23 protein-coding genes and 1 pseudogene are annotated in these 22768 nt (G+C 66.5%); 14 read left to right on the top strand and 10 right to left on the bottom strand.

Annotated elements, in window-relative coordinates:
• Positions 1-52: 52 nt before the first annotated feature.
• Positions 53-328, bottom strand: a pseudogene (locus A5698_RS25830) (acetyl-CoA C-acyltransferase); the annotation flags it as partial.
• Positions 329-353: 25 nt separating this feature from the next.
• Positions 354-725: a DUF4267 domain-containing protein gene (locus A5698_RS25825; RefSeq protein ID WP_068302936.1), complete on the bottom strand. Its 372-nt coding sequence runs from the start codon at positions 723-725 to the stop codon at positions 354-356.
• Positions 726-796: 71 nt separating this feature from the next.
• Between A5698_RS25825 and A5698_RS25820 the strand changes: the two genes are divergently transcribed.
• Positions 797-1339, top strand: a complete 543-nt coding sequence (locus A5698_RS25820) for a TetR/AcrR family transcriptional regulator (RefSeq protein ID WP_068302934.1) — start codon at positions 797-799, stop codon at positions 1337-1339.
• A complete protein-coding gene (locus A5698_RS25815; protein WP_068302932.1) occupies positions 1336-1809 on the top strand; it encodes a DUF1772 domain-containing protein in 474 nt (157 codons plus the stop codon). Before A5698_RS25820 ends, A5698_RS25815 begins: the two co-directional genes overlap by 4 nt.
• A gap of 18 nt (positions 1810-1827) precedes the next feature.
• On the opposite strand, the gene A5698_RS29655 is transcribed toward A5698_RS25815, so the two are convergent.
• The 3 genes from A5698_RS29655 to A5698_RS25805 all read right to left on the bottom strand — a co-directional run bounded on the left by A5698_RS29655 (position 1828) and on the right by A5698_RS25805 (position 3692).
• A complete protein-coding gene (locus tag A5698_RS29655) occupies positions 1828-2343 on the bottom strand; it encodes a zinc-binding dehydrogenase (RefSeq protein WP_231967544.1) in 516 nt (171 codons plus the stop codon).
• Between the two features lie 264 nt (positions 2344-2607).
• A complete protein-coding gene (locus tag A5698_RS29650) occupies positions 2608-2853 on the bottom strand; it encodes an alcohol dehydrogenase catalytic domain-containing protein (RefSeq protein ID WP_231967542.1) in 246 nt (81 codons plus the stop codon).
• 101 nt (positions 2854-2954) lie between these two features.
• Complete coding sequence (locus tag A5698_RS25805; protein WP_068302947.1) at positions 2955-3692, bottom strand: TetR/AcrR family transcriptional regulator; 738 nt, start codon at positions 3690-3692, stop codon at positions 2955-2957.
• A gap of 234 nt (positions 3693-3926) precedes the next feature.
• On the opposite strand from A5698_RS25805, the gene A5698_RS25800 reads away from it, so the two are divergent.
• The 10 genes from A5698_RS25800 (at position 3927) to A5698_RS25755 (ending at position 14247) form a co-directional block, all read left to right on the top strand.
• The gene (locus tag A5698_RS25800) at positions 3927-4724 is read left to right on the top strand and encodes an SDR family NAD(P)-dependent oxidoreductase (protein ID WP_068302928.1); all 798 of its coding nucleotides are present in this window, start codon (positions 3927-3929) and stop codon (positions 4722-4724) included.
• A gap of 34 nt (positions 4725-4758) precedes the next feature.
• Positions 4759-5766 (top strand): dihydrodipicolinate synthase family protein, encoded by a 1008-nt coding sequence (locus A5698_RS25795; RefSeq protein WP_068302926.1) that lies wholly within the window; start codon positions 4759-4761, stop codon positions 5764-5766.
• A gap of 108 nt (positions 5767-5874) precedes the next feature.
• Positions 5875-6738 (top strand): enoyl-CoA hydratase, encoded by an 864-nt coding sequence (locus tag A5698_RS25790; protein ID WP_068302924.1) that lies wholly within the window; start codon positions 5875-5877, stop codon positions 6736-6738.
• Positions 6735-7961, top strand: a complete 1227-nt coding sequence (locus A5698_RS25785) for an amidohydrolase family protein (RefSeq protein WP_068302919.1) — start codon at positions 6735-6737, stop codon at positions 7959-7961. Before A5698_RS25790 ends, A5698_RS25785 begins: the two co-directional genes overlap by 4 nt.
• Positions 7958-9571 (top strand): acyl-CoA synthetase, encoded by a 1614-nt coding sequence (locus A5698_RS25780; RefSeq protein WP_068302917.1) that lies wholly within the window; start codon positions 7958-7960, stop codon positions 9569-9571. Before A5698_RS25785 ends, A5698_RS25780 begins: the two co-directional genes overlap by 4 nt.
• Positions 9568-10404 carry an amidohydrolase family protein gene (locus A5698_RS25775; protein WP_068302913.1) on the top strand — a complete coding sequence of 279 codons (837 nt, stop codon included), beginning with the start codon at positions 9568-9570 and terminating at the stop codon, positions 10402-10404. Before A5698_RS25780 ends, A5698_RS25775 begins: the two co-directional genes overlap by 4 nt.
• Positions 10404-11450, top strand: coding sequence for an acyl-CoA dehydrogenase family protein (locus tag A5698_RS25770; RefSeq protein ID WP_068302910.1), 1047 nt, complete (start codon positions 10404-10406; stop codon positions 11448-11450). The genes A5698_RS25775 and A5698_RS25770 overlap by 1 nt, the downstream gene beginning before the upstream one ends.
• Positions 11450-12643 carry an acyl-CoA dehydrogenase family protein gene (locus A5698_RS25765; RefSeq protein WP_068302907.1) on the top strand — a complete coding sequence of 398 codons (1194 nt, stop codon included), beginning with the start codon at positions 11450-11452 and terminating at the stop codon, positions 12641-12643. The genes A5698_RS25770 and A5698_RS25765 overlap by 1 nt, the downstream gene beginning before the upstream one ends.
• Positions 12644-12733: 90 nt before the next feature.
• Positions 12734-13762 carry an NAD-dependent epimerase/dehydratase family protein gene (locus tag A5698_RS25760; RefSeq protein ID WP_068302902.1) on the top strand — a complete coding sequence of 343 codons (1029 nt, stop codon included), beginning with the start codon at positions 12734-12736 and terminating at the stop codon, positions 13760-13762.
• Positions 13759-14247 (top strand): nuclear transport factor 2 family protein, encoded by a 489-nt coding sequence (locus A5698_RS25755; protein ID WP_067088931.1) that lies wholly within the window; start codon positions 13759-13761, stop codon positions 14245-14247. The genes A5698_RS25760 and A5698_RS25755 overlap by 4 nt, the downstream gene beginning before the upstream one ends.
• A gap of 6 nt (positions 14248-14253) precedes the next feature.
• Here the strand turns inward: A5698_RS25755 and A5698_RS25750 are convergent, their stop codons facing one another.
• Complete coding sequence (locus A5698_RS25750; RefSeq protein ID WP_068302901.1) at positions 14254-15078, bottom strand: alpha/beta fold hydrolase; 825 nt, start codon at positions 15076-15078, stop codon at positions 14254-14256.
• A gap of 92 nt (positions 15079-15170) precedes the next feature.
• The gene (locus A5698_RS25745) at positions 15171-16316 is read right to left on the bottom strand and encodes a thiolase family protein (protein WP_068302898.1); all 1146 of its coding nucleotides are present in this window, start codon (positions 16314-16316) and stop codon (positions 15171-15173) included.
• A 66-nt stretch (positions 16317-16382) separates the two neighbouring features.
• Here A5698_RS25745 and A5698_RS25740 point away from each other — a divergent pair, with 66 nt between their 5' ends.
• Positions 16383-18566: a molybdopterin-containing oxidoreductase family protein gene (locus A5698_RS25740; RefSeq protein WP_084792626.1), complete on the top strand. Its 2184-nt coding sequence runs from the start codon at positions 16383-16385 to the stop codon at positions 18564-18566.
• 147 nt (positions 18567-18713) lie between these two features.
• On the opposite strand, the gene A5698_RS25735 is transcribed toward A5698_RS25740, so the two are convergent.
• Complete coding sequence (locus tag A5698_RS25735) at positions 18714-19928, bottom strand: CaiB/BaiF CoA transferase family protein (protein WP_068302893.1); 1215 nt, start codon at positions 19926-19928, stop codon at positions 18714-18716.
• Between the two features lie 106 nt (positions 19929-20034).
• Here A5698_RS25735 and A5698_RS25730 point away from each other — a divergent pair, with 106 nt between their 5' ends.
• Positions 20035-21588 (top strand): aldehyde dehydrogenase family protein, encoded by a 1554-nt coding sequence (locus A5698_RS25730; protein WP_068302941.1) that lies wholly within the window; start codon positions 20035-20037, stop codon positions 21586-21588.
• On the opposite strand, the gene A5698_RS25725 is transcribed toward A5698_RS25730, so the two are convergent.
• Both A5698_RS25725 and A5698_RS25720 read right to left on the bottom strand, forming a co-directional pair.
• Complete coding sequence (locus A5698_RS25725) at positions 21572-22207, bottom strand: TetR/AcrR family transcriptional regulator (protein WP_068302888.1); 636 nt, start codon at positions 22205-22207, stop codon at positions 21572-21574. The two genes, A5698_RS25730 and A5698_RS25725, sit on opposite strands and share 17 nt — an antisense overlap.
• Positions 22208-22210: 3 nt before the next feature.
• Positions 22211-22768, bottom strand: a 558-nt coding sequence (locus A5698_RS25720) for a cytochrome P450 (RefSeq protein WP_156670896.1), incomplete at its 5' end; no start/stop codon positions are given.

Below are 22768 nucleotides of genomic sequence, written 5' to 3'. Positions count from 1 at the left end.
ATCGCCGCGGGTCTCGTGTTGGCGCTGGGAATTTCGGCGTAGTCGCCGCGGGTCAGACCTCGACGACGACCGCGCCGCCCTGGCCGCCACCGGCGCACATCGCGGCGACACCGACGCCGCCACCACGCCGCTGCAGTTCGTAGACCAGCGTGGTGACCATCCGCGCACCCGATGCGGCGATGGGATGGCCGAGGCTGCAACCACTTCCGGAGAAGTTCACCAGCTCCTCGTCGATGCCGTACTCGCGGCGAGCCGCGATCGGCACCGATGCGAACGCCTCGTTGATCTCCCACAGCGCGACGTCGGACGGCTTGAGGCCGGCGCGGTCGTCGTCGAGGTCTGACCCGCGGCGACTACGCCGAAATTCCCAGCGCCAACACGAGACCCGCGGCGATCAAGAGCGTCGCGGTCAGCCCGTGAATTCCCAGCGCGGCTGAGAGCTTGCCGCCGTTGGCGAGCACGGTCGCGGCGTCCGCGATCGGGGTGAGCGACGCGGCGATCAGCGCCCAGCCGAGCGCTCCGGGGCCGGCGGCCGCCCACACCACCAGCAGCACCACCCCCGACGAGATGTCGCGGACGCCCTTGATCGCGGTGAGACCGCGGATGTCGTCAGCCGCGATACCGAAGGCGAGCGTGGCCTGCCGAGGCTGCAGGAGGAAGCGGCCGCCGATCGCGATGATTCCGATGCTGGCGATGAGCGCAATGGCGAGTGCGGAGATGTGCATGACGATCCGGCTTTCTGGTTGATGTGCGATTTAGTCTAGCAATGTTAGATAACAATGCTAGACTATGATTTATGTCCCCACGACCCGCTCCCGACCTGGACATTCGGCGTGACCAGGTGGTTCGCACCGCCCGTGCGCTCGCAGAGTCGGACGGCTGGGCCGCGGTCACGATGCGCCGCCTCGCCGGAGAACTTGGCGTCAGCCAGCCGGTTCTCTACTCGGCATTCGCCAACCGCCAGGCGCTGGTCGACGCGGTGGCTCTCAACGGGTTCGCCGACCTCGCCGCGGCACTGGAGGCGGTCGAGGCCAACCCAATGGCTCGGATGCGTGCCTATCTCGACTTCGCCGCCGCGAACCCGAGGGTCTACGAGGCGATGTTCTCGATGCCCTCAGGTCTGTCCTTCGCGGCCGACGACACGCCCGAACCACTCCGGCGGGCATTCGCGCCCCTGCGCGACGCGTTTCCCGACGCCGACGGCACCCGGGCCGAGGTGGCGTGGTCGGTACTGCACGGACTGGCGACCCTTCAGGCCGGGGCGCGCCTGCGACCCGCACAGGTGCAGCAGCGGCTGGACCTGGCCCACCAAATGCTCACCCAGGAGAACGGCTCGTGAACATTCTGATCGAAATCCTCGCCGGCGCCGCGATTCTCGCGAACGGCATCGTCTACGGCACCGACGTGTTCGGCGCGATCGTGCTGCGTCCCGCGGTCGCGGCGGTCGACGATCGCACCCTCACCCAATTACTCGGTCACATTCACCGAATCGCCGATCGCCGTTTCTCGGTGATCGGCGCGGTCGGCCTGATCGCCGCCGTGGCGACCGCAGCGGCGGCGGCGGTGAGCGGGCGCTGGGCCAGCGCCGCTTCCGCAGCGGTGGCCACCCTCGCCCTGATCGGGTTCCTGGTGGTCTACACGCGGATCAGCAAGCCGGTGAACGCGGTGCTGACCGCCGCCGCGGTCGCGGGGGAGGTGCCGGCCGATGCTCGCCGGCTCCAAAACCGTTGGGAGTCAGTCATCGACGTGCGCGTCGTGGTGCAGACCGTTGCCCTGCTCGCACTATGCGTCGCGCTCGGTGCGGCCTGACGGTCGCTCCGTCCCCGACTACTCGAACATCACGACGATCTTGCCGAACGGGCCCCGGTCCAGATGATCCAAGGCGGCCGGAAGATCGCGTAATGGGTATCGGGTGTCGATCGCGGGCTTCATGCCGGTGCGATCCACCGCGGCGACAAGGTCTTCCAAGGCCCGTCGATGCCCCGTGCCGATGCCGTGGATGGTCACGTCTTTCAACATCAACGGCATGACGGGGGTCGACGCGTCAAAGCCCGCAAGAGCGCCGATCTGATGAATGTGGCCACCCACCGCCGCCACCTCGACGGCTGCTCCCAGGTGCGGGCCACCGACGATCTCGAGGATGTGGTCTGCGCCGCGATCGCGGGTCAGTTGGAGGATGGCCTCGACCCAGCCGTCCGCGCGGCGGTCCACGAAGTGGTCTGCGCCGAGCGCCATAACCTGATCCCGCTTGCCCGCGCTGCCGGAGACGATCACCTCCGCTCCGTGCATCTTGGCGATCTGGACACCGAACAGCGACACGCCTCCCGTGCCTTCGACCAGCACGACATCACCGGCGTGTACGTGACCGCGCTCGACCAGTGCGAACCATGCCGTGAGCCCCGCGCAGGGCAGCGTGGACGCCTCAGCAAGTGACAACGTCGCGGGTGCGTGGGCGAACCAATCCTCGTCGAACGCAATATATTCGGCCAGGACGCCGGGGTAGTACCCTCCGAGCGTTCGGTACGGCGGCGTGCGTGCGTCACCTCCGCGTCGGCCGTCGAGCCAGTCGGGAGCGAAAGTCGATATCGCCGTCTCGCCGTGGGCGAATCAGGTTACCCCGGCACCGACGGAGATTACCGTTCCGGCGAGATCCGAACCGGGCGTGAACGGAAACGCCAGCGGGAGACCGCGACCCGACTCGATCACCATCTTGTCGCGATGATTGAGAGGAACCGCCGCCACCTTCACGAGGACCTCGCCGGGCCCCGGGTCCGGCGGCGCGACGGCCCTCAAAGTCAGCGTCGCTCGCCCGATCTCGTCGAGCTCCCAGCCCCGCATCACTGTTGTCGTCATGAGTCATCCCGCCGTCGATTCACTCAACGGTGCGACAACGGGGCGGAGCGGAAAATTCCGTCGACCGCCGATCGGTCCGGGTTCGATGCCCGAACCGGGGGCTAACGCTTACGCGCGGATTTCTTGGCCGGCTTGGCCTTGTTCTCCTCGATGAGCCTGCTCGCCCGGTCGAGGATGCAGTCGAGGCCGAACTCGAAGTTCTTGTCGTCGGCCGCACCGATGTGATGGCCCTTCTCGGTGACCAGCGCCAGCAGCGGCGTGCTGTCGGCGTCGATGCTCATCGATTCCTCGAGGTCGCTCGGGCCCTCGTTGGCGGCGCGGTTCTTCTCCCGAAGACGATGCAGCACAACGGATCCGCGAACATGCACCGACACCGCGGAGTAGGTGTCGAACGCATCCTCGGGGGACAGGCCCGCCTCGACCAGGCCCGCGATCGCCTTCTCGACCTCCTGCACGCCCAGCTTGGCCACCCGCGGGCTGAGCGCCGACCGGATGAGGATCAGGTCGCACAGAATCGGGTTGCCCATGAACGTCTTCCGCATCGTGCGCGCATGATTGCGCAACGTCTCGCGCCAATCCTTGGCTTCGACATAGGGCGTGGCGAAGACATATTGGCGCAGCGCGCGGTCGGTCATCGCGTTGAGGAGGTCGTCCTTCTTGCGGAAGTACCAGTAGATGCTCGTCACCCCGACGCCGAGGTGCTTGCCGAGCAGCGGCATGGACAGGTTGTCGATGCCCACCTCTTCGGCGAGTTCGAAGGCGCCTTTGATGATGTCGTCGGGATTGATGGACCCACGCTCGCGTCGTTGACGCTTCTCCGCGGTCGCCTGCCTTGCCACGTAGGGCACCTCCATCGAATAAGCCGCGCGCGCAGCCCCCCGAAAAGCGGGGTGGTGGACTCGAATGTACCGTCAGCCGCCTCTGATCTGCGCCAATGCAGGTGTGTCGCGGCTGCGCCGTTACCGTCAACCATACCGGGAGCCGTTCCGCCACCGGCCTCCACGGTAATTCCGCTCTTCTACTGTAAGTCCTATAGTAAGCTTTTCTACGCAATCGAGTGAGCGAAAGGCCGCATGGACCTCGGGCTGAAGGACGCTACCGCCGTCGTGGTCGGCGGCGGGCGCGGAATGGGTTTGGCGACGGCGCGCTGCCTGGCTGAGGACGGGGCCAGAGTGGCGCTCATTGGACGGACACCCGACGTCCTCGCGGACGCAGCAACGGCCCTCGCCGAGATCGGCAGCCCCGACACGCTCGCGCTGGCCGCCGACACCACGGACGCCGATCAGGTGCAACGCGCCTTCGACGAAGTCGGCGAACGCTGGGACGGGCGACTCAACATCCTCATCAACGCTGTCGGACCGGACGCCGTCGGCACATTCGAGGACCTGACCGACGAGCAGTGGCGTATCGCCTTCGACGGCGGCGTGATGGGCATGGTGCACTGCGTGCGCTCGGCGCTGCCGCTGCTGCGTGCGGCGGAGTGGGCGCGCATCGTGAACTTCTCGGCCCATTCGACGCAGCGCCAGAGCGTCATCCTGCCCGCCTACACCGCGGCCAAGGCAGCGTTGACGAGCATTTCGAAGAACCTGTCGCTGCTGTTGGCCAAGGACGAGATCATGGTCAACGTGGTCTCCCCGGGCAGTATCGCGTCGGAAGCGCTGATCGGCTGGGCCGAGTCGGTGGGCGTCGACGGCACCGACCCGTACGCGCTGATGGCCGCGATCGATGAGCACTTCGGCCATCCGGCGCATCTGCCCCGTGCGGGTCTGCCCGACGAAATCGGGCCTGTGGTCGCGTTTCTCGCGTCCCGCCGGAATTCCTATATGACCGGCGCCAACATCAACGTCGACGGAGGCTCAGACTTCACCTGAGGCTTCATCGCAACCATCGGCTGAGGAGGTCATCATGGCTTCGGCGAAGGACGCCCGCGAGTGGGCCCGCAACCATCTGCGCGGGATCGGTGACTCCCTCTACACACCCTTCTGCGGCGTCGACGGCGACGACATCGATTGGGACGCCTATCGGACGCTGGTGCGGCACTGCGTGGGGGCGCTGGGTCATCCACTGCTGTGGTGCACGAGCGGTATCGCGGAGTTCTGGGCGCTGACCCTCGACGAGCGAAAGCGGTTGCTGGAGGTGGCCATCGAGGAGGGCCGCGCCGCCAACCCCGACGTCGTCATACAGGCGTGCACCGCGGCGACCGCGGCCAAGGACTGCCTCGAACTCACGCGCCACGCCCAGGAGGCCGGCGCCGACATCGTCTACATCCAGACGCCGATGATGGAGGCGCACGGCGGGCAGGGCGTGCTGAACTTCTTCCGCTACATCGCCGACCGCACCGACATCGCACTGGGCATGTTCAACTCCCCGTCCTCGGGTTACGTGTTGACACCCGCCGAGAGCGCCGCGATCTACGACGAGATCCCCGCGGTCTGCGCGACGAAGGAGGGCGCGTTCCGGCCGATGGCCAGCAGGAAACTGCACGAGTTGGCTCCGGGTCTCGCGGTGTGGGAGTGCGACAAGACCGTGTACCGCGCCGGGTGGCTGCGCGACGGCATCGTCTGCCCCGCGCAACTCGGGACGTCGGGCTACCTGTTCGAAACCCCTGAGCGGCGGGTGTTCAGCGAGTACTGGGAGCTCATCGTCAACGACAAACTCGTCGAGGCGATGGACTACGCGCGCGAATCAGGGCTCGACCAGTTCGACCTCGACATGGGTTCGTGGTTCACCTGCTATCCGGGGCGGCCGGACTACTTCACTCATTGGGGTGGGGCGTTCAAGTACGCGGCGTCGGTGCTCGGCCTGCCGATCGGGGAGTACCCGCACTCCCGTCCGCCGCAGGCACAACTCCCTGCCGACGCGAAAGTCCAGATCGAGAACGCGTATCGACGGTTCGGACTGGTCGAGGCGTGAGCCGTTTGTGGCGTCCGAACGGCCCTGGCGGCTGTTGCGGAAGGCGCTACCGATAGGTGTACAGTATGAGCATTCACAAAGCTCTCGCCGCTGGAGGAGGACTGCTGGGTGAGCGCTCCTGACCAAGTCGCCGACGCCCGACCCTCCGATGCCGCGCCGGTCCGCTACGAGGTGCTCGACACCGGGGTAGCGGTCCTGACCCTGAACCGGCCGGATCGGATGAACGGCTGGGGCGGGGAACTCGCCGACACGTTCTACGAACGCATGGACGACGCCGAGGCCGATCCCGAGGTGCGGGCGATCGTCGTCACCGGCAGCGGCCGCGCGTTCTGCGCGGGTGCCGACATGGGTGACCTCACGACGATCAGCGCGACGACGGTCGACGCCGCCTCCGACACCGACGTGGGCAAGCTCGTCGGCGCGCGGCATCCGCATTTCCTGATGGGCGTGCGCAAACCCGTCATCGCCGCGATCAACGGCGCCTGCGCGGGCATGGGGCTGACGCTGGCGCTGGCGTGCGATGTGCGCTTCGCCGCCGAGGGCGCCAAGTTCACCACGTCGTTCGCCAGGCGCGGGTTGATCGCCGAGTACGGCATCTCGTGGATCTTGCCGCGCATCGTCGGCACCGGCGTCGCCATGGACCTGCTGCTGTCGGGCCGGGTGTTCTTCGCCGACGAGGCCGCGCGGCTGGGCGTCGTCAACGACGTGGTGGCACCGGACGAATTGCTGCCCCGCGCGGTCGGATACGCCGAGGACATCGCCGCCAACTGTGCGCCCAGTTCGCTGGCGGTGATCAAACAACAGGTGTACGCAGACACCATGCGCGATGTCTTCGATGCCAGCGACCACGCCGAGAAGCTGATGCACGAGTCGATGACGCGTCCCGATTTCCTCGAGGGCATCACGAGTTTCTTCGAGAAGCGCCCGCCGTACTTTCCGCCCCTCAAAACCGAGCAGGAGGACACGCCATGACTTCGCCACAGCCACTGGACTACATGGCCATCGACGTCGACAACCACTACTACGAGCCACTGGACGCCCTCACTCGGCACCTGCCCAAGGAGTTCCGCAGCCGCGGTGTGCAGATGCTCACCGACGGGAAGCGCACGTACGCCGTGTTCGGTGGGGTGATCAACCACTTCATCCCGAACCCGACGTTCGACCCGATCATCGAGCCCGGCTGCCTGGACCTGTTGTTTCGCGGGGAGATTCCCGACGGTGTCGATCCGGCGTCGCTGATGAAGGTCGACCGGCTGGCCGACCATCCCGAGTATCAGAATCGCGACGCCCGGGTGAAGATCCTGGACAAGCAGAACCTCGAAACCGTGTTCATGCTGCCGACTTTCGCGTGCGGCGTCGAGGAGGGCCTCAAGCACGACATTCCGGCCACCATGGCCTCGGTCCACGCGTTCAACCTGTGGCTCGACGAGGACTGGGGTTTCGACCGGCCCGACCACCGCATCATCGCCGCGCCGATCATCTCGCTGGCCGACCCGGAAAAGGCGGTCGAGGAGGTCGAGTTCGTTCTGGAGCGGGACGCGAAGCTGGTGTGTGTGCGCCCGGCGCCGGTGCCGGGTGAGGTGAGGCCCCGCTCGCTCGGCGACCCGGTGCACGACCCGGTGTGGGCGCGCCTGGCCGAGGCCGGTGTCCCGGTGGTCTTTCACCTGTCCGACTCCGGCTACATGGCGATCCCCGCACTGTGGGGCGGCAGCGGCGTGTTCAAGGGTTTCGGTAAGCGCGACCCGCTTGACATGGTGATCATGGACGACCGAGCCATCCATGACACCATCGCCTCGATGATCGTCCACCAGGTGTTCACCCGGCACCCCAAACTCCGCGTGGTGAGCATCGAGAACGGTTCTTACTTCGTCTACCGGCTCATCAAACGGCTCAAGAAGTCTGCCAACAACGCGCCATACCACTACAAAGAGGATCCGGTCGAGCAGTTGCGCAACAACGTCTGGATCGCGCCGTACTACGAGGACGACGTGAAGCTGCTGGCCGAGACCATCGGGGTGGACAAGATCCTGTTCGGGTCGGACTGGCCGCACGGAGAGGGGTTGGCCGATCCCACATCGTTCACCGCGGACATCCCACAGTTCCCAGAGTTCAGCCACGAAGACACTCGAAAGGTGATGCGCGACAACGCCCTCGAACTGCTCGGCGCGAACGTCACGGCCGGCGCCGGCAGATGAGTGAATGGACGATCGGGGCGGTTCTCGACGCGATCGCCCAGGCGGTACCTGATCGGTTGATGACGGTGTGCGGCGAGCGCCGCAGCACGTTCGCGCAGTCGGCGGATCGCACCCGTCGCCTTGCGAACTATCTGGCCGCACAGGGTCTCGGCGCACACCGCGAACGCGACGAACTGCAAAACTGGGAGTGCGGACAGGATCGCGTCGCGCTGCTCATGCACAACGATCTGTACCCCGACATGGTGATCGGATGCCTGAAGGCGCGCACGGTCCCGGTCAACGTCAACTACAACTACACCCCGCGCGAGGTCGCCGAACTGCTCGACTACCTGCGTCCGCGTGCGGTCATCTACCACCGGTCGTTCGGGCCGAAATTCGCCGATGTATTGCTGCCACCCACGGCTGACCTGATGATCTCGATCGATGACGACGGGTCGGTTCGCGAGCTTGCCGGCGCGATCAACCTCGAAGACGCTCTTGCGCAGGGTGATACCGACATCGACATCAGCGCCTCGCCCGACGACGTGATGATGGTGTGCACCGGCGGGACCACCGGCCGGCCCAAGGGTGTGATGTGGCGCCAGAGCGACACCTACGTCATCTCGATGAACGGCGCCGACCACGAGTCGGTCGACGAGATCCACGGCAAGGTCGCGCACGGCGGACAGCCGTGGTTCGCGGTTTCGCCGCTGATGCACGCGGCGGGAATGTGGACGGCGTTCGCGGCCCTGCTCAACGGTCTGCCGGTGATCCTCTACAACCAGACGCGATTCGACCCGCGCGCCGTGCTGGAGACCGCGCAGCGGGAGAAGGTCGGCCTCATGACGATGGTCGGCGATGCCTACGCGGCGCCGTTGGTCGAAGAGTTGCGTTGTGGCTCCTATGACCTGTCATCGCTGTTCGCGATCGGGACCGGCGGGGCGGCCACCAATCCGAAACACCAACGCGCACTGTTGGACCTGCTGCCTCAGATCACGCTCATCAACGGTTACGGATCGTCGGAGACCGGCAACGTCGGATTCGGCCGCAGCCAGCGCGGTGAGCAGAAGGACACCTTCGAATTGCGCGAAGGGGCCCTGGTGCTCTCCGAGGACTACCGCCGTTTCCTCGAACCCGGTGAGGACGAGGTCGGCTTCGTCGCCCGCGGCGGCCGAATTCCGCTCGGCTACTTCGACGATGAGGCGGCGACGCGGCGAACCTTCCCGGTGGTCGACGGGCAGCGCGTGGTGATCTCCGGCGACCGTGGCTCCTTGGCCGCCGACGGCACATTGCGGTTGTTCGGACGTGACTCGCTGGTCGTCAACACGGGAGGCGAAAAGGTGTTCGTCGAGGAGGTCGAAGAGGTGCTGCGCGCACACCCGGCGATATTCGACGCGTTGGTGGTGGGACGGCCGAGCGAGCGGTGGGGTGAGGAGATCGTCGCGCTGGTGGCGCTGAAGGACGGCACGGACATCGCACACGAACCGCTGCACGCCCACTGCACAGCGAGCCTGGCGCGGTTCAAGGCGCCGAAGGAGTTCATCGTGGTCGACCAGGTCCGCCGCCTCGGAAACGGTAAGGCCGACTACCGCTGGGCCAAAGCCGCTGCGACACAACAGGTGACCGCATGACCGCCCGCGCCATTGATTGCCTGGTCAATGTCCACTTCGGCGAGACCGAACAGCAGCCGACGTGGATGCTCAAGGTCCGAGACGACTACTTCAAGGGTCCGAAGTCGATGTTCGCGCCCGCCGACCTCGGCGAGCTGCTCGAGGAGATGGACGAGCAGGGGGTGCAGAAGGCGATCCTGATGGACAGCATCTCCAAACCGTCGACGACGGCGCGCAAATTCGTCGATGCCCGGCCGGATCGGTTCGCGTTGGCGATCGGCGGTGTCAACCTGTTGCGGCCCATTCCGTCGCTGCGGGAGCTGGCATCCGTCGCCAATGACCTGCCGGTCGCGTATGCCGCTGTGGGGCCCAGCTTTTGGGGCGACGGCCAGTATCCGCCCAGTGACGCCGTCTACTATCCGCTCTACACCAAGTGCGCCGAGCTCGAGCTGCCGCTGTGCATCAACACCGGAATCCCCGGACCGCCGATTCCCGGTGAGGTGCAGAACCCGATCCACCTCGACCGGGTCTGCGTACGGTTTCCGGAACTCAAGCTCTGCATGATCCACGGGGCCGATCCGTGGTGGGACGTCGCGATCCGCTTGCTGATCAAGTACCAGAACCTGCGCTTGATGACGTCGGCGTGGTCACCGAAGCGGTTGCCCGAGAGCCTGCTTCACTACATGCGCACGCGAGGCCAGAACAAGGTGATCTACGCCTCGGACTGGCCGGTGCTCAAAATGCGCCGAGTCGTTCCCGAGGCGCTGGCCCTTGACCTGCCCGCCGAGGTGCTGGACAACTACTTGTACAACAACGCGCAGGAGTTCTTCTTCAGCGCCGACAAGGAGCAGTGATGGACCGTTACGAACTGCGCAGGCTCGACTACAGCCTGTCCGAGGACCACCAGGCGCTGCAGGCCGCGTACAAGGACTTCTTCAAGACGCACTGTTCGATCGAGACCGTCCGCGCCGCGGAGCCGACCGGATTCGACAAGAGCCTCTGGGAACGGCTGTGCACGATGGGCGCGACCACGATGGCGCTGCCCGAAGACGTCGGCGGCGACGGCGCCACGCTGGTGGACCTGACGCTGGTGGCCGAGGAGATCGGCCGCTCGCTGGCACCCGTGCCGTGGATCGACCACGTCAGCGCGGCCCGACTGCTCGGTCGACTGGGCGCCGTCGACTCCGACATCGTGAGCGGCAAGCAGATCGTCGGGCTCGACCCTCAGCAGGACAGCGTCTCGGGGGTGCGCCTGCTGCCGAGCGGATCGATCGCCGACCATATCGTCCTGCGCGACGGGGCCGACATCGTCAAGCTGACGTTCGCCACCCGGCCGACGAAGGTCGACAACATCGGCCGGCTGCCGATGGCGTGGATCGACCCGGCCGCCGCCGACAGCCGCACCGTCGTGGCGAGCGGACCCGAGGCGCTGGCGGAATACCAACGCGCCCTGGATGAATGGCGGGTGTTGACGGGAGCGGCGCTGGTCGGCCTTGTCGAGGAGACGATGACCATCGCCGCTGAGTTCTCCAAGACCCGGTACACGCTGGGCGTGCCCATCTCGACCCTGCAGGCGATCTCGCATCCGCTGGCCAACATCGCGATCACGGTGCAGGGCGGACGCAACCTGGCACGCCGCGCCGCTTGGTTCCTCGACAACGAACCAGACGAGCGGCCCGAACTGGCGCCGTCGGCCTTCGTGTTCATGGCCGAAGAGGCCTCCAAGGCCGCCACGATGGCGGTGCAGGTCCAAGGCGGGCTCGGGGTGTCGGCGGAGGCTGCGGCCGGCGCGTACCTCCTGCGCGCCCGCGGGTGGGCGCTCGCCGGGGGAGACCCGGCCGCCGCCGCCAAGTACATCGCCGGCATCGTCGCGGCTCGCGAGAGCGGAGAGGGCAAGTAATGGAATTCTCACGGGTCGAACTCTCCGAAGAGGATCGGGCCTTCCTCGAGGAATCGCGCGCGTTCCTGAAGGAGATCGTCACCGACGACGTCATCCGCCGTGACCGCGAGACCGGCGACAACTTCGACGAGGGCGTGCACCTGGCTCTCGGCAAGGGCGGATACCTTGCCCGCGAATGGAAGCCGGAATCCGAGGGCGGGTTCAACCGGATCCGTCGGCGCATCTGGGAACTGGAGAAGCGTCGCGCGCACGTGCCATGGGTGACATTCGGCACCACGGCGATGATCGCCCGGTCGGTGGACAAGTTCGGCTCACCCGAACTGAAGGCCGAGGTGATGCCGCGGGTGTACACCGGCGAGGTCCGGCTCTGCCTCGGTTACACCGAGCCCGAGGGCGGATCCGACGTCGCCACCTGCAAGACCAGGGCCGTGCGGGACGGCGACGGATGGATCATCAATGGCTCCAAGATGTTCACCACCGGCGCCCACAACTGCCAGTACGTCTTCCTGATCACCAACACCGACCCCGAGGCGCCGAAACACAAGAGCCTCACCATGTTCCTGGTGCCGCTCGACTCGCCGGGCATCGAGATCCAGGGCATCCGCACCGTCGACGGCGACAGGACGAACATCGTGTACTACAGCGATGTCCGCGTCGACGACAAATACCGCCTCGGTGAGGTGAACGACGGCTGGACGGTGGTGCGCGAACCGCTCAACGTCGAACACGGCGCCGTGGAGGCGGCCGTCGACGGCCTGCAGGACGTCTCGATCATGATGCACCAGGCCAACACGATGGCCACCGCGGTCGACAGGGCAGCCGCGCTGGTCGCCCAGCCGGATCCCAACGGCCGCAGGCCCATCGACGACGGGTCGGTGGCTTACCGGTTGGGCCGCAGCGTCGCCCGCATGGAGGCGTCCTTCTCGGCCACCAGCATCTTCGGCCGGGTGGCGCTGGCGCAGACGATGCGCGACGTCTCGCCCGATCTGATGGACCTGCTCGGCACGGCGTCCTCGCTGCCGCTCGGCACCGACGGAGCGATCGACGACGGTGCCGCCGAGTACGTGTACCGGTTCGCGCCGCTGGTCGGCATCTACGGCGGCACACTGGAGGTGTTCCGCAACATGATCGCCCAGTACGTTCTCGGCCTGGGCAAGCCGGCGTACGCCCCGCCCGTCAAGAAAGCCTCCTAACGCCGGTTTCGGCGAGCGTGCGTGTTTGCCCACGACACACCGCGTAACCTCGACATTTTCCGCACGCTCGCGCCTGAGGAAGGTGCACATATGCCTGAACCGACAGCAACGCCGTCCGTCCGTCGCGCACTGGTGATGGGACCGAGCGGCTTCGTCGGTTCACACGTCACACGCAAACTCGTCGAGCGCGGCGACGACGTGCGGGTGTATCTGCGTAAGACGAGTTCCACCGTGGCCATCGACGATCTCGACGTCGAACGGTGCTACGGCGACCTGTACGACGACGAAGCCCTCCGCGCGGCGATGGCCGACCGCGACGTCGTCTACTACTGCATCGTCGACACCCGTTTCCATCTGCGTGACCCGGCACCGCTGTTCGAGACCAACGTCAACTGCCTGCGCCGGGTGCTCGACGTCGCGGCGAAGGCCGGCCTGCACCGATTCGTGTTCTGCAGCACCATCGGAACGATCGCGCTCGGCGACGGACGTCGGCCGGTGACCGAGGACATGCCGTTCGACTGGGGCGACAAGGGTGGCGCGTACATCGAGTCGCGTCGGCAGGCCGAGGAACTGGTGCTGTCCTATGCCCGCGACCGTGGCCTGCCCGCGGTGGTGATGTGCGTGTCGAACCCGTACGGAGCGCGAGACTTTCAGCCGCACCAGGGACTGATGGTGCGGTACGCCGCGTTGGGCAAGATCCCCGCCTACATCAAAGGTGTGTCCACCGAGGTGGTCGGCATCGAAGACGTCGCCGAGGCTTTCCTGCTCGCCGCCGAACACGGCAGGGTGGGGGAGCGCTACATCATCTCCGAGAGCTACATGCCGATGCGAGACATGCTGACGACGGCCGCCAGAGCGGTCGGTGCGAAGCCGCCACGGTTCGGGATCCCCCTGTCGGTGGTGTATGCGTCGGCCTGGTTGGGCGACAAGCTCTCCCGGCTGGTCGGCCGCGAGTTCCAGATGAACACCAATGGCGTTCGCCTGTTGCACATCATGGCGCCCGCGGACCACGGTAAGGCGACACGTGAACTCGGCTGGCACCCGCGGCCCACCGCCGAGTCGCTCGAGCGGGCCGCGCGATTCCACGTCGAACAGGCAAGAAAGACGGCTGGCGAATGACCGAAGCCGACCTCGTCGAGATCGAGGCGATCAAACAGTTGAAGGCGCGCTACTGCCGCCTCCTCGACACCAAGGACTGGGCGGCGTGGCGATCGCTGTTCGCCGACGACTTCCTCAGCGACACTTCGCCCGCCGGCGGCAAGAAGATCCAAGGCGCCGACGAGTTCGTCGCGTTCACCCGCAAGAGCCTGCGCAACCAGGCCACCGTGCACCAGGTGCACGCTCCCGAGATCGAACTGACTTCGCCGACGACGGCCCGCGGTGTGTGGGCGCTCGAGGACGTCGTCCGGTTCGGGCCCGGCGTCAACCTGCGTGGCTATGGCCACTACCACGAGACCTACGAGAAGCTCGACGGCCAGTGGCGCTTCACGAGCTCGACGCTGACGCGTCTGCGCGAGGACGTCTTCAACGGAGTTGTCGCCGTCTACATCTCGGATCGCGTGCGCAAGCTCATCATGAAGGCCTCGCGTCGCGCACTGAAGTGAGCCCGATCAGGACCGGATGAACTCGAGCAGGTCGGGATTGATGACGTCGTGGTGGGTGACGAACGCCCCGTGCGGATAGCCGGGATAAGTCTTCAAGGTGCCGTTCGGCAGTAGCTTCGCCGACAGCGGTCCCGAATCCTCGTACGGGACGATTTGGTCGTCGTCGCCGTGCATCACCAGAACGGGGATCGTGATCTTCTTCAGGTCTTCGGTGAAATCGGTCTGTGAGAACGCGACGATACCGTCGTAATGCGCCTTGGCGCCGCCCATCATGCCCTGGCGCCACCAGTTCTCGATGATCGCCTCCGACGGCTCCACGCCGGGGCGGTTGAATCCGTAGAACGGGCCCGCGGCCAGCGAGCGGTAAAACTCCGACCGGTTCGCCGCCAGCTGCGCCTGCAGATCGTCGAACACCTCCTTCGGCAGCCCGCCGGGGTTGGTGTCGCTCTTGACCATTATCGGCGGCACGGAGCTGATCAGGACCGCCTTGGCCGCTCGCTCCTGACCGTGGCGCGCGAGATAGTGCGCCACCTCACCGCCGCCCGTCGAATGGCCGATGTGCACCGCGTCATGCAGGTCGAGGTGCTCGACGACGGCCGCGAGATCGTCTGCGTAGTGGTCCATGTCGTGACCGTCGGCAACCTGCGCCGACCTGCCGTGCCCGCGGCGGTCATGCGCGACGACGCGGTACCCGTGCTGCAGGAAGAACAGCATCTGCGTGTCCCAGTCGTCGGCCGACAGCGGCCATCCGTGACTGAACACGATCGGCTGGCCCGAACCCCAGTCCTTGAAGAAGATGTCGACGCCGTCGCTCGTGGTGATCGTGGGCATGCTGGCTCCTGTTCGTGGAACGTCACGCTATGCGCACTCTGCCACGCCCGCACTCCTTTCGCGCGAGTACTACTCGGGTGCCCGACTCAGGGTCACCGCGTGAGGATCGTCGCGGCGGCCGTACCGGGTGCGCCGTAGAGCTGGGCGAAGCCCACCTTCGGTTCGCCGGGCACCTGGCGGTCGCCGGCCTCGCCGCGGAGCTGGCGCACCAACTCGTGAATCTGGCGCAGACCCGACGCGCCGATCGGCTCGCCGTTGGCGATCAGGCCGCCGTCGGTGTTGATCGGCAGAGTGCCGGTGATCTCGGTGGCCCCGTCGGCGAGCAGCTTCTCCTGGTCTCCGTCGGCGCAGAAGCCGCACTCGGCCATGTGGATGATCTCGGCGCCGGCGTCGGTGTCCTGCAACTGGATGACGTCGACGTCCTGTGGCGCCACCCCGGCCTTCTCGAATGCCGCCTTCGCGGCGTAGACGGTCGGCGCGACATCCTCCTCGACGGGCGCGAACGTCGTGTTGACCTCGTAGGCACCGTATTTGCGGGTGCGGACCTCGACCGCCCGCAGGTACACCGGCTTGGACGTGTAGCGCTCGGCGATGTCGGCACGGCACATCACGACGGCCGCTGCGCCCTCGTCGGGTGCGCAGAACATGTACTGCGTGAGCGGATAGTTGAGCATCGTGGAGTTGAGGATCTGGTCCTCGGGGATGGGCTTGCGCCGGAACGCGTTGGGGTTCAGCGCGCCGTTGCGGAAGTTCTTGGCCGCCACCTTGGCCAGCGTCTGCGCAGAGATGCCGTGCTGATGCAGGTAGCGGTTGGCCTTCATCCCGAAGAACTGGGTCGTCAGGTACTGGCCGTTCTCGGCGTACCACCGCGGCATGCCGACCAGGGCGGGATCTTCGGTGAAGGCACCGCGGGGATGCTTGTCCAGCCCGATCGCGATGCCGATGTCGTAGTCGCCCAACCGGATTCCGTCGGCGCACGCCTTGGCGGCACTGGCGGCGGTCGCGCAGGCGTTGAACACATTGGTGAACGGGATACCGGACAGTCCGACCATGCCGACGATCGCGTCCGGGTTGGCGACCGTCCAGCTGCCTCCGGTGGCGAACTGGATGTCTTTCCACTTCACACCGGCGTCGGCGACGGCGGCGAAGATCGCGTCGACGCCCATCTCCATAGCGGACTTGCCTTCGAATCGGCCGAAGGGGTGCAGTCCGACACCGATGATCGCCACGTCGTGCATGCCTGAGCCTCTCTGGTCAACGCCGATCCGACGTGTAACTGTAACTCTTACAGTATCGTAATCGGCGTGGCGCCGGTCATTGAGAACAAGCCGACCTTCTGCCGGATCTGCGAGCCGTTGTGCGGAATGATCGCGACGGTCGAGGACGGCCGCCTGGTGGCGCTGCGGCCCGACAAGGACCACCCGCTCTCGGCCGGTTTCGCCTGTCAGAAGGGCATCGCGTTCACCGAGGTCGTCAACGATCCGGATCGGGTGACGCGGCCGCTGCGCCGCGGGCCGTCCGGCTTCGAAGAGGTGACGTGGGACGAGGCGATGGACGACATCGCGGGCCGGCTGTCGACGATCCTGCGCCGTGACGGTTCCGGCGCGGTTGGCTGGTACATGGGCAACCCGGGCGCGTTCAGCTATGCCCACACCTTCGCGGCGCTGCTGTTCATGAAGGGCCTCGGCCGCCACGGCCACTACTTCACCGCGTCCTCGCAGGACACCAACAGCAGGCTCATCGCCAGCCAGCTGCTCTACGGCGTGCCGACGTCGGTCCCGATACCGGACCTGACGCGAACCGACCTGCTGGTCATGATGGGCGCGAATCCCATTGTCTCGCACGGTAGCTTCCTCACGGCGCCGCGGATCAAGGACCGCATGCACGACATCGTCAAGCGCGGTGGGCGCGTGGTGATCGTCGACCCGCGGCGCAGTGAGACCGCCATGGCGTTCGAATGGCTCGGCATCGTGCCGGACACCGACTCGCTGTTGCTGCTCTCGCTGCTGCACGAGATGTTCGCGTCGGACCTGGTCGACATCGCCGCGGTGAAACGCAAGGCCGACGGCGTCGACTGGCTGCGGTCGCTCTGCCGGCCGTTCGGCCCGGAGTCCACGGCCGCTTCGACCGGGATAGATGCGGACAGTGTGCGGGCGTTGGCGCGCGACCTGGTGAACACTCCGCGGGCGGCGGTCTACGGCAGGCTCGGCACCTGCGTCGGCAGCCACGGCACGTTGACGACGTACCTGATCGATGCGGTGAACCTGGTGGCGGGCAACCTCGATGTGCCGGGCGGATCGGTGTTCAGCTCGATGCACACCGTCGGCCAGAGATGGCAGAACGTCGCGATGGGTGCGGTCATGCGGCGGTCCTATCGACGGAAGCGTTCGCGGATCAGTGGAACCCCGAGTGCGATCGGTTCGGAGCCCGCAGCGCTGATGGCCAAGGAGATCACGACACCCGGCGACCGCCAGATCCGCGCGTTGTTCGTCTCGGCAGGTAACCCTGTGCTGTCGGTGCCCAACGGTGAGGAACTCGAGGCAGCGTTCAGCGAACTCGAGCTCTCCGTCGCGCTCGACTTCTACGTCACCGAGACCAGCGCGCAGTGCGACTACATCCTGCCCGTCACAACGATGTACGAACGCGACGACTTTCCGTACACATTCCAGGGTTTTCAGGCCACGCCCTTCCGTCAAGCGACCGAAGCCGTGCTCGCGCCGGTGGGTGAGGCGCGAGGGGAGTGGGACATCGCCGAGGACCTGGCCCGACGGCTGGCCCGACGTGTGCCCGCCTTCGCGGCATTCGCCGGTGTGCGAAAGGTCCTGGGGCTGTTTGGTTTCGACGCGTCGCCGCGCGCGATGATCGATGCGCTGGTGCGAATGTCCGAGGGCGGGGACAGGTTCGGGTTGCGTCGTGGCGGGTTGTCGCTGCGACGGCTGACCGAGGAGCATCCGCACGGCGTCGTGGTCGCACCCAACATCCGAACGGGCGTGCTGCGCGATGCCATCGGTTACCTGTCGCGCCGGGTTCGGCTGGCACACCCAGGGATCGCCGCCGAGGTCGACAAGCTGTCACAGCGGAAACTGCCCGACGGCTTCTCGCTGCGGATGATCGGCCTGCGCGAGCCGCGGTCGGAGAATTCCTGGATGCACAATTCGCCGTTGTTGATGCGCGGCGACCGTCGCCAGCATGCGCTGATGCATGTCGATGACGCGGCCGAGCGCGACATCCTCGACGGCGACGATGTGCGGATCTCGTCGCCGTACGGTGCCATCACCGTCTCGGTGTCGACGACGAAGGACCTCGTGCCCGGCGTCGTCGCGGTGCCACACGGCTGGGGGCACAAGGGAACCGGCAGTTGGCGGCTGGCCAACCGCGCCGGCGGCGCGAACGTCAACCAGCTGACGTCCAGCGACCCCGACGACGTCGAGGCGCTGTCGGGTATGGCGTGGCTGACGGGTGTGCCGATCCGCGTCGAGCGGGCCTAGCTCGGCGCGAGCGTGCGTGTTTTGCACACGACACACCGCGCGATAGCAGCACCTTGTGCACCGTCGGCGTCCAGCGACCGTGCGTAAAGTGGCCAGAAAGACTGGCGTGTCGAGTGCAAACACGCGCGCTCGCGGAATTGAGGTCGGTTATGCGATGGCGCCCTTTTCCTTGAGCGCCTCGATGCGGTCCCAGTCCATTCCGATGTCCATCAGCACCAGCTCGGTGTGCTCGCTGGCCTGCGGCGCGCGCGTCGTCTCCAGGGGCTCGTGGTTGAACTGCACCGGGCCGCGCACGACCTTGAACGGCTCACCGCCGTCGGCCGCCTCCACCTCGACGACCATGTCGTTGGCGAGTGCCTGCTCGTCGGTGGTCAGGTCGAGGAAACTCTGGAACGGCGCCCACTGGCCCTTCATCGTCTTCAACCGCTGACGCCAGTACTCGAACGGCTTGCTGCCGATCTTCTCACGGATCAATTCAACCGCCGCCGCGGCGTTTTCGATCAGCGGCATCACATCGCTGAAACGGGGGTCGTCGGCGAGCTCGGGCAACTCGAGATGCTCGAATGCGTCGCGGATGTAGCCCGTCGGGCTGACGATGCACAGGTTGATCGTGCCGCCGTCGGAGGTCAGGTAGTTGGCCATGAACGGGTTCACGCTCGGACCCGCCGCATCCGGCATCAGCGAACGCATCGTCTCGCCGGTCTCCATACCCTGTGTCATGCTTGCCCCGCCGGCCCACCACGCCGTGCTCAGCAGAGAGACGTCGAGTTCGATCGCCTCACCGGTGCGCAACCGGTGGAACAGCGCGGCCGAGATCCCGCCCGCGATGTTCATTCCGCCGATCGAGTCGCCGAAGGCCGGGATGCCCTGCGACAGTGCGCCGCCGATCTCCTCGGGAGTCAAGGCGTGCCCGACCCCGCTGCGCGTCCAGAATGCGGTGCCGTCGAAACCGCCGGTGTCACGTTCGGGCCCCTTGTCGCCGTACGCGCTGCCGCGCGCATAGATGATGTCCGGGTTCGCCGCGCGGATGTGTTCGATGTCGAACTTGTTCTTCTGCCGTTGTGCGGGAAGGTAATTGGTGAGGAACACGTCCGAGGTCTTGGCGATCTCGTAGAGCACCTCCTGACCTTCCGGCGTCGACACGTCGATGCCGACGCTGCGCTTGCCGCGGTTGGGGTGCTCGATCAGGGGATGGCGGTTCGGGTCGAGTTGGAAGCCGCCCATGTTGATGAAACCGCGCTGGGTGTCACCGCGCACCGGATGCTCGACCTTGATGACGTCGGCCCCCCAATCGGCGAGGATCGCTCCCGCCGCCGGAACGAACGTGAATTGTGCGACCTCGAGGACGCGCACGCCCTCCATGACCTTGACCAAATCGGCTCCCTCGTACCCGGCGCTCCGGCTGTTGAATAAACCTACTGTAAGCATTACAGTTAGTCGTCCCGCAAAGAGAGTCTACGAGGTGCCGGTGAGCGACGTCGAGGAACGGATCGAGACCAGCATCGACATCGGCGAGCGAGCGGCGGGTCGCGCCGAAACGCGAATGCTCATCGACGGACAACTCGTGTCGGCAGCCTCTGGTGCGCAGTTCGACAACCTGAGCCCGGCCACCGGACGGCTGCTGGGATCCACCGCGGCTGCCGAAGCCGAGGACATGGATCGCGCGATCGCGGCCGCCCGCCGCGCATTCGACGAGACCGATTGGGCCACCAATCGACGGCTGCGTGCGCATTGCCTCGACCAGTTGCAGGCCGCGATCGAAGGCGAGCAGGAGGAACTGCGCGAGGAGCTGATCGCCGAGGTCGGCTGCCCGGTGATGACAACGCAATCGGCACAACTCGATTGGCCGCTGGCGGACGGTCTTCGCTATCCCGCGCGGCTGATGCTCGACTTCGCATGGGAGCGCACGCTGGACGGTGGCGGGCTGTTCGGTGATCGCAATGTGCGCACCGTGGTCAAGGATCCGGTCGGCGTCGTCGCCGCGATCACGCCGTCCAACTTTCCGATCGAGGTGATTCTCAACAAGCTCGGACCCGCGCTCGCGACCGGAAACACCGTCGTGCTCAAACCCGATCCGAACACACCGTGGAACGCCACCCGGATCGGCCGGCTCATCGCCGAGCACACCGACATCCCGCCCGGCGTCGTCAACGTGGTGCCCACACCGTCCAACGACGTGGCCGGCCTGCTCGGCACCGACCCGCGCGTCGACATGATCTCGTTCACCGGTTCGACCGGGGTGGGCAAGCTGCTGATGCGCCAGGGCGCAGACACCATGAAGCGGATGTTCCTGGAACTGGGCGGCAAATCCGTGTCGATCGTGCTCGATGACGCCCCTCCCGCGGCGATCATCGGATCGGCGGTCGGGGTGTGCGTTCACGCGGGGCAGGCGTGTGCGGCCACGACGCGCATGCTCGTGCACCGGTCGCGCTACGACGACGCCGTCGCCGGCATAACCGCCGCCTATCAGGCTGTGCCGGTGGGTGATCCGGTCAACCCCGACACCCTTGTGGGTCCGGTGATCAGCGCCGCGCAGAAGCAGCGGGTCCTCGATGCGATCGACCAGGCTCGCGCCGCCGGTGCCGAGATCACCACCGGCGGTGGGCCCGTCGCCGGCCTTCCCGAACATCTGGCGGGCGGACACTTTGTGGCGCCGACGGTCGTCGTTGGCGTCGACAACGACGCGGCGATCGCACAGCAGGAGGTGTTCGGCCCCGTGCTGGTCGTGCTGCCGTTCGACGATGACGACGAGGCGGTGCGGATCGCCAACGACAGCGCATACGGTTTGGCGGGCGCGGTTTCGTCGCGCTCCCTGGAGCGGGGGATGGCGATCGCCCGCCGCATCCGAACGGGCTCGTTCGGGGTCAACGGCGGCATGTTCTACGGTGCGGACGCGCCGTTCGGCGGCTTCAAGAGCAGCGGTGTCGGACGCCAGTGCGGTGTCGAGGGTTTCGAGCAGTACCTCGAGACGAAGACGGTGGCGTACCGCGCGCCGAAGACGGGCGCTACGCCGCCTCGATGAGCGCCTCGGCGTGGTCGAGGATGCTGTCGAGGATGTAACCGAAGTCGATGTCGTCGGCGAACCCGATGTAGCGACCGCCGTCGTCGCGTTGGGCGGGAAAGCCCTCGGTGCGTTCCTGGAGTCGCTCGAGAACCACCGAACCCCGGATGTGCACCGAGATCGCGCCGTACGTCTCGGCGGCCTGATCCACCGTGAGTCCCGCTTCGACCAGCGCCCCGATCGGCTGGCCCAGCTTCTGCAGCGCATTGTGCATCGCGCGGTGGCCGTACTGCCCGCGGATCAACACGAGATCGCAGAGGATCGGATCCGCGCGGAATCGCCGCCGCATGGTCATCGCGTGATCGCGCAACGATTCTCGCCAATTGGACGCTGAGATGGTCGGCACCGTGAACTCGAACCGCTCCAAGGCTCGGTCAGTCATCGCGGCGAGCAGATCGTCCTTGCGGCGGTAATACCAGTAGATGCTGGTGACGCCGACACCGAGATGCTTGGCGAGTTGCGGCATGCTCAGGTTCTCGATCGAGACCTCTTCCGCGACTTGCAGTGCGCCTTCGAGTATCTCCTCGGCGCTGATCGAGCCGCGGTCGCGGCGGGTGCGTCCGCTTCCGGCCCTGGCCACGGATCAGCCGGCCGGTTGGAACGTCACCGGCAGCGCCGTGGGTGAGCGGAACGGTTGGCCGGCGATGTGCGGGTTGTCGTCGGTGACGAGCTTGATGTCGGTCAGCCGGTCGAGCAGGCATTCCAGCGCGACCCGCGTCTCCATGCGCGCGAGATGCAGGCCCATGCAGGTGTGCTCACCGGCTGCAAAGGAGATGTGCGGCACGCGCTTGCGGAAGATGTCGAACTCCTCGGAACGCTCCCACCGGTTCTCATCGCGGTTGGCCGATCCGATGCACACGTCGATCACCGAGCCCTCGGGCACCCGAACCCCTTCGAGTTCGGTCGCCTCGGTCGCGAAGCGTTGCACGGTGGTCAACGGCGTTTCATACCGCAGGCCTTCTTCGATGGCCGGTGCGACGAGTTCTCGGTCGGCCTGGACGGCGGCGAACTGTTCGGGGTGGGTGAGTAGGAGATACAGCAGGTTTCCCGACGACCGGTAGGTGGTTTCCAGGCCGGCGGGGAGCAGCAACCGCAGGAACGAGTAGATCGACTCGTCGCTGAGTCTCTCGCCGTCGATCTC

Origin of the sequence: Mycobacterium sp. E136 (assembly GCF_001666865.1) — a bacterium.
GTDB lineage: Bacteria > Actinomycetota > Actinomycetes > Mycobacteriales > Mycobacteriaceae > Mycobacterium.
This window is presented reverse-complemented; position numbering and strand designations above follow the sequence as displayed.

Excerpts from the sequence above, each read along its gene's own strand:
- A5698_RS25800 (WP_068302928.1), top strand. The coding sequence starts at position 3,927 with ATGGACCTCGGGCTGAAGGACGCTACCGCCGTCGTGGTCGGCGGCGGG.
- A5698_RS25795 (WP_068302926.1), top strand. The coding sequence starts at position 4,759 with ATGGCTTCGGCGAAGGACGCCCGCGAGTGGGCCCGCAACCATCTGCGC.
- A5698_RS25780 (WP_068302917.1), top strand. The coding sequence starts at position 7,958 with ATGAGTGAATGGACGATCGGGGCGGTTCTCGACGCGATCGCCCAGGCG.
- A5698_RS25775 (WP_068302913.1), top strand. The coding sequence starts at position 9,568 with ATGACCGCCCGCGCCATTGATTGCCTGGTCAATGTCCACTTCGGCGAG.
- A5698_RS25770 (WP_068302910.1), top strand. The coding sequence starts at position 10,404 with ATGGACCGTTACGAACTGCGCAGGCTCGACTACAGCCTGTCCGAGGAC.
- A5698_RS25750 (WP_068302901.1), bottom strand. The coding sequence starts at position 15,078 with ATGCCCACGATCACCACGAGCGACGGCGTCGACATCTTCTTCAAGGAC.
- A5698_RS25755 (WP_067088931.1), top strand. The coding sequence starts at position 13,759 with ATGACCGAAGCCGACCTCGTCGAGATCGAGGCGATCAAACAGTTGAAG.
- A5698_RS25820 (WP_068302934.1), top strand. The coding sequence starts at position 797 with ATGTCCCCACGACCCGCTCCCGACCTGGACATTCGGCGTGACCAGGTG.
- A5698_RS25785 (WP_068302919.1), top strand. The coding sequence starts at position 6,735 with ATGACTTCGCCACAGCCACTGGACTACATGGCCATCGACGTCGACAAC.
- A5698_RS29650 (WP_231967542.1), bottom strand. The coding sequence starts at position 2,853 with ATGACGACAACAGTGATGCGGGGCTGGGAGCTCGACGAGATCGGGCGA.
- A5698_RS25825 (WP_068302936.1), bottom strand. The coding sequence starts at position 725 with ATGCACATCTCCGCACTCGCCATTGCGCTCATCGCCAGCATCGGAATC.
- A5698_RS25745 (WP_068302898.1), bottom strand. The coding sequence starts at position 16,316 with ATGCACGACGTGGCGATCATCGGTGTCGGACTGCACCCCTTCGGCCGA.
- A5698_RS25765 (WP_068302907.1), top strand. The coding sequence starts at position 11,450 with ATGGAATTCTCACGGGTCGAACTCTCCGAAGAGGATCGGGCCTTCCTC.
- A5698_RS25735 (WP_068302893.1), bottom strand. The coding sequence starts at position 19,928 with ATGGAGGGCGTGCGCGTCCTCGAGGTCGCACAATTCACGTTCGTTCCG.
- A5698_RS25760 (WP_068302902.1), top strand. The coding sequence starts at position 12,734 with ATGCCTGAACCGACAGCAACGCCGTCCGTCCGTCGCGCACTGGTGATG.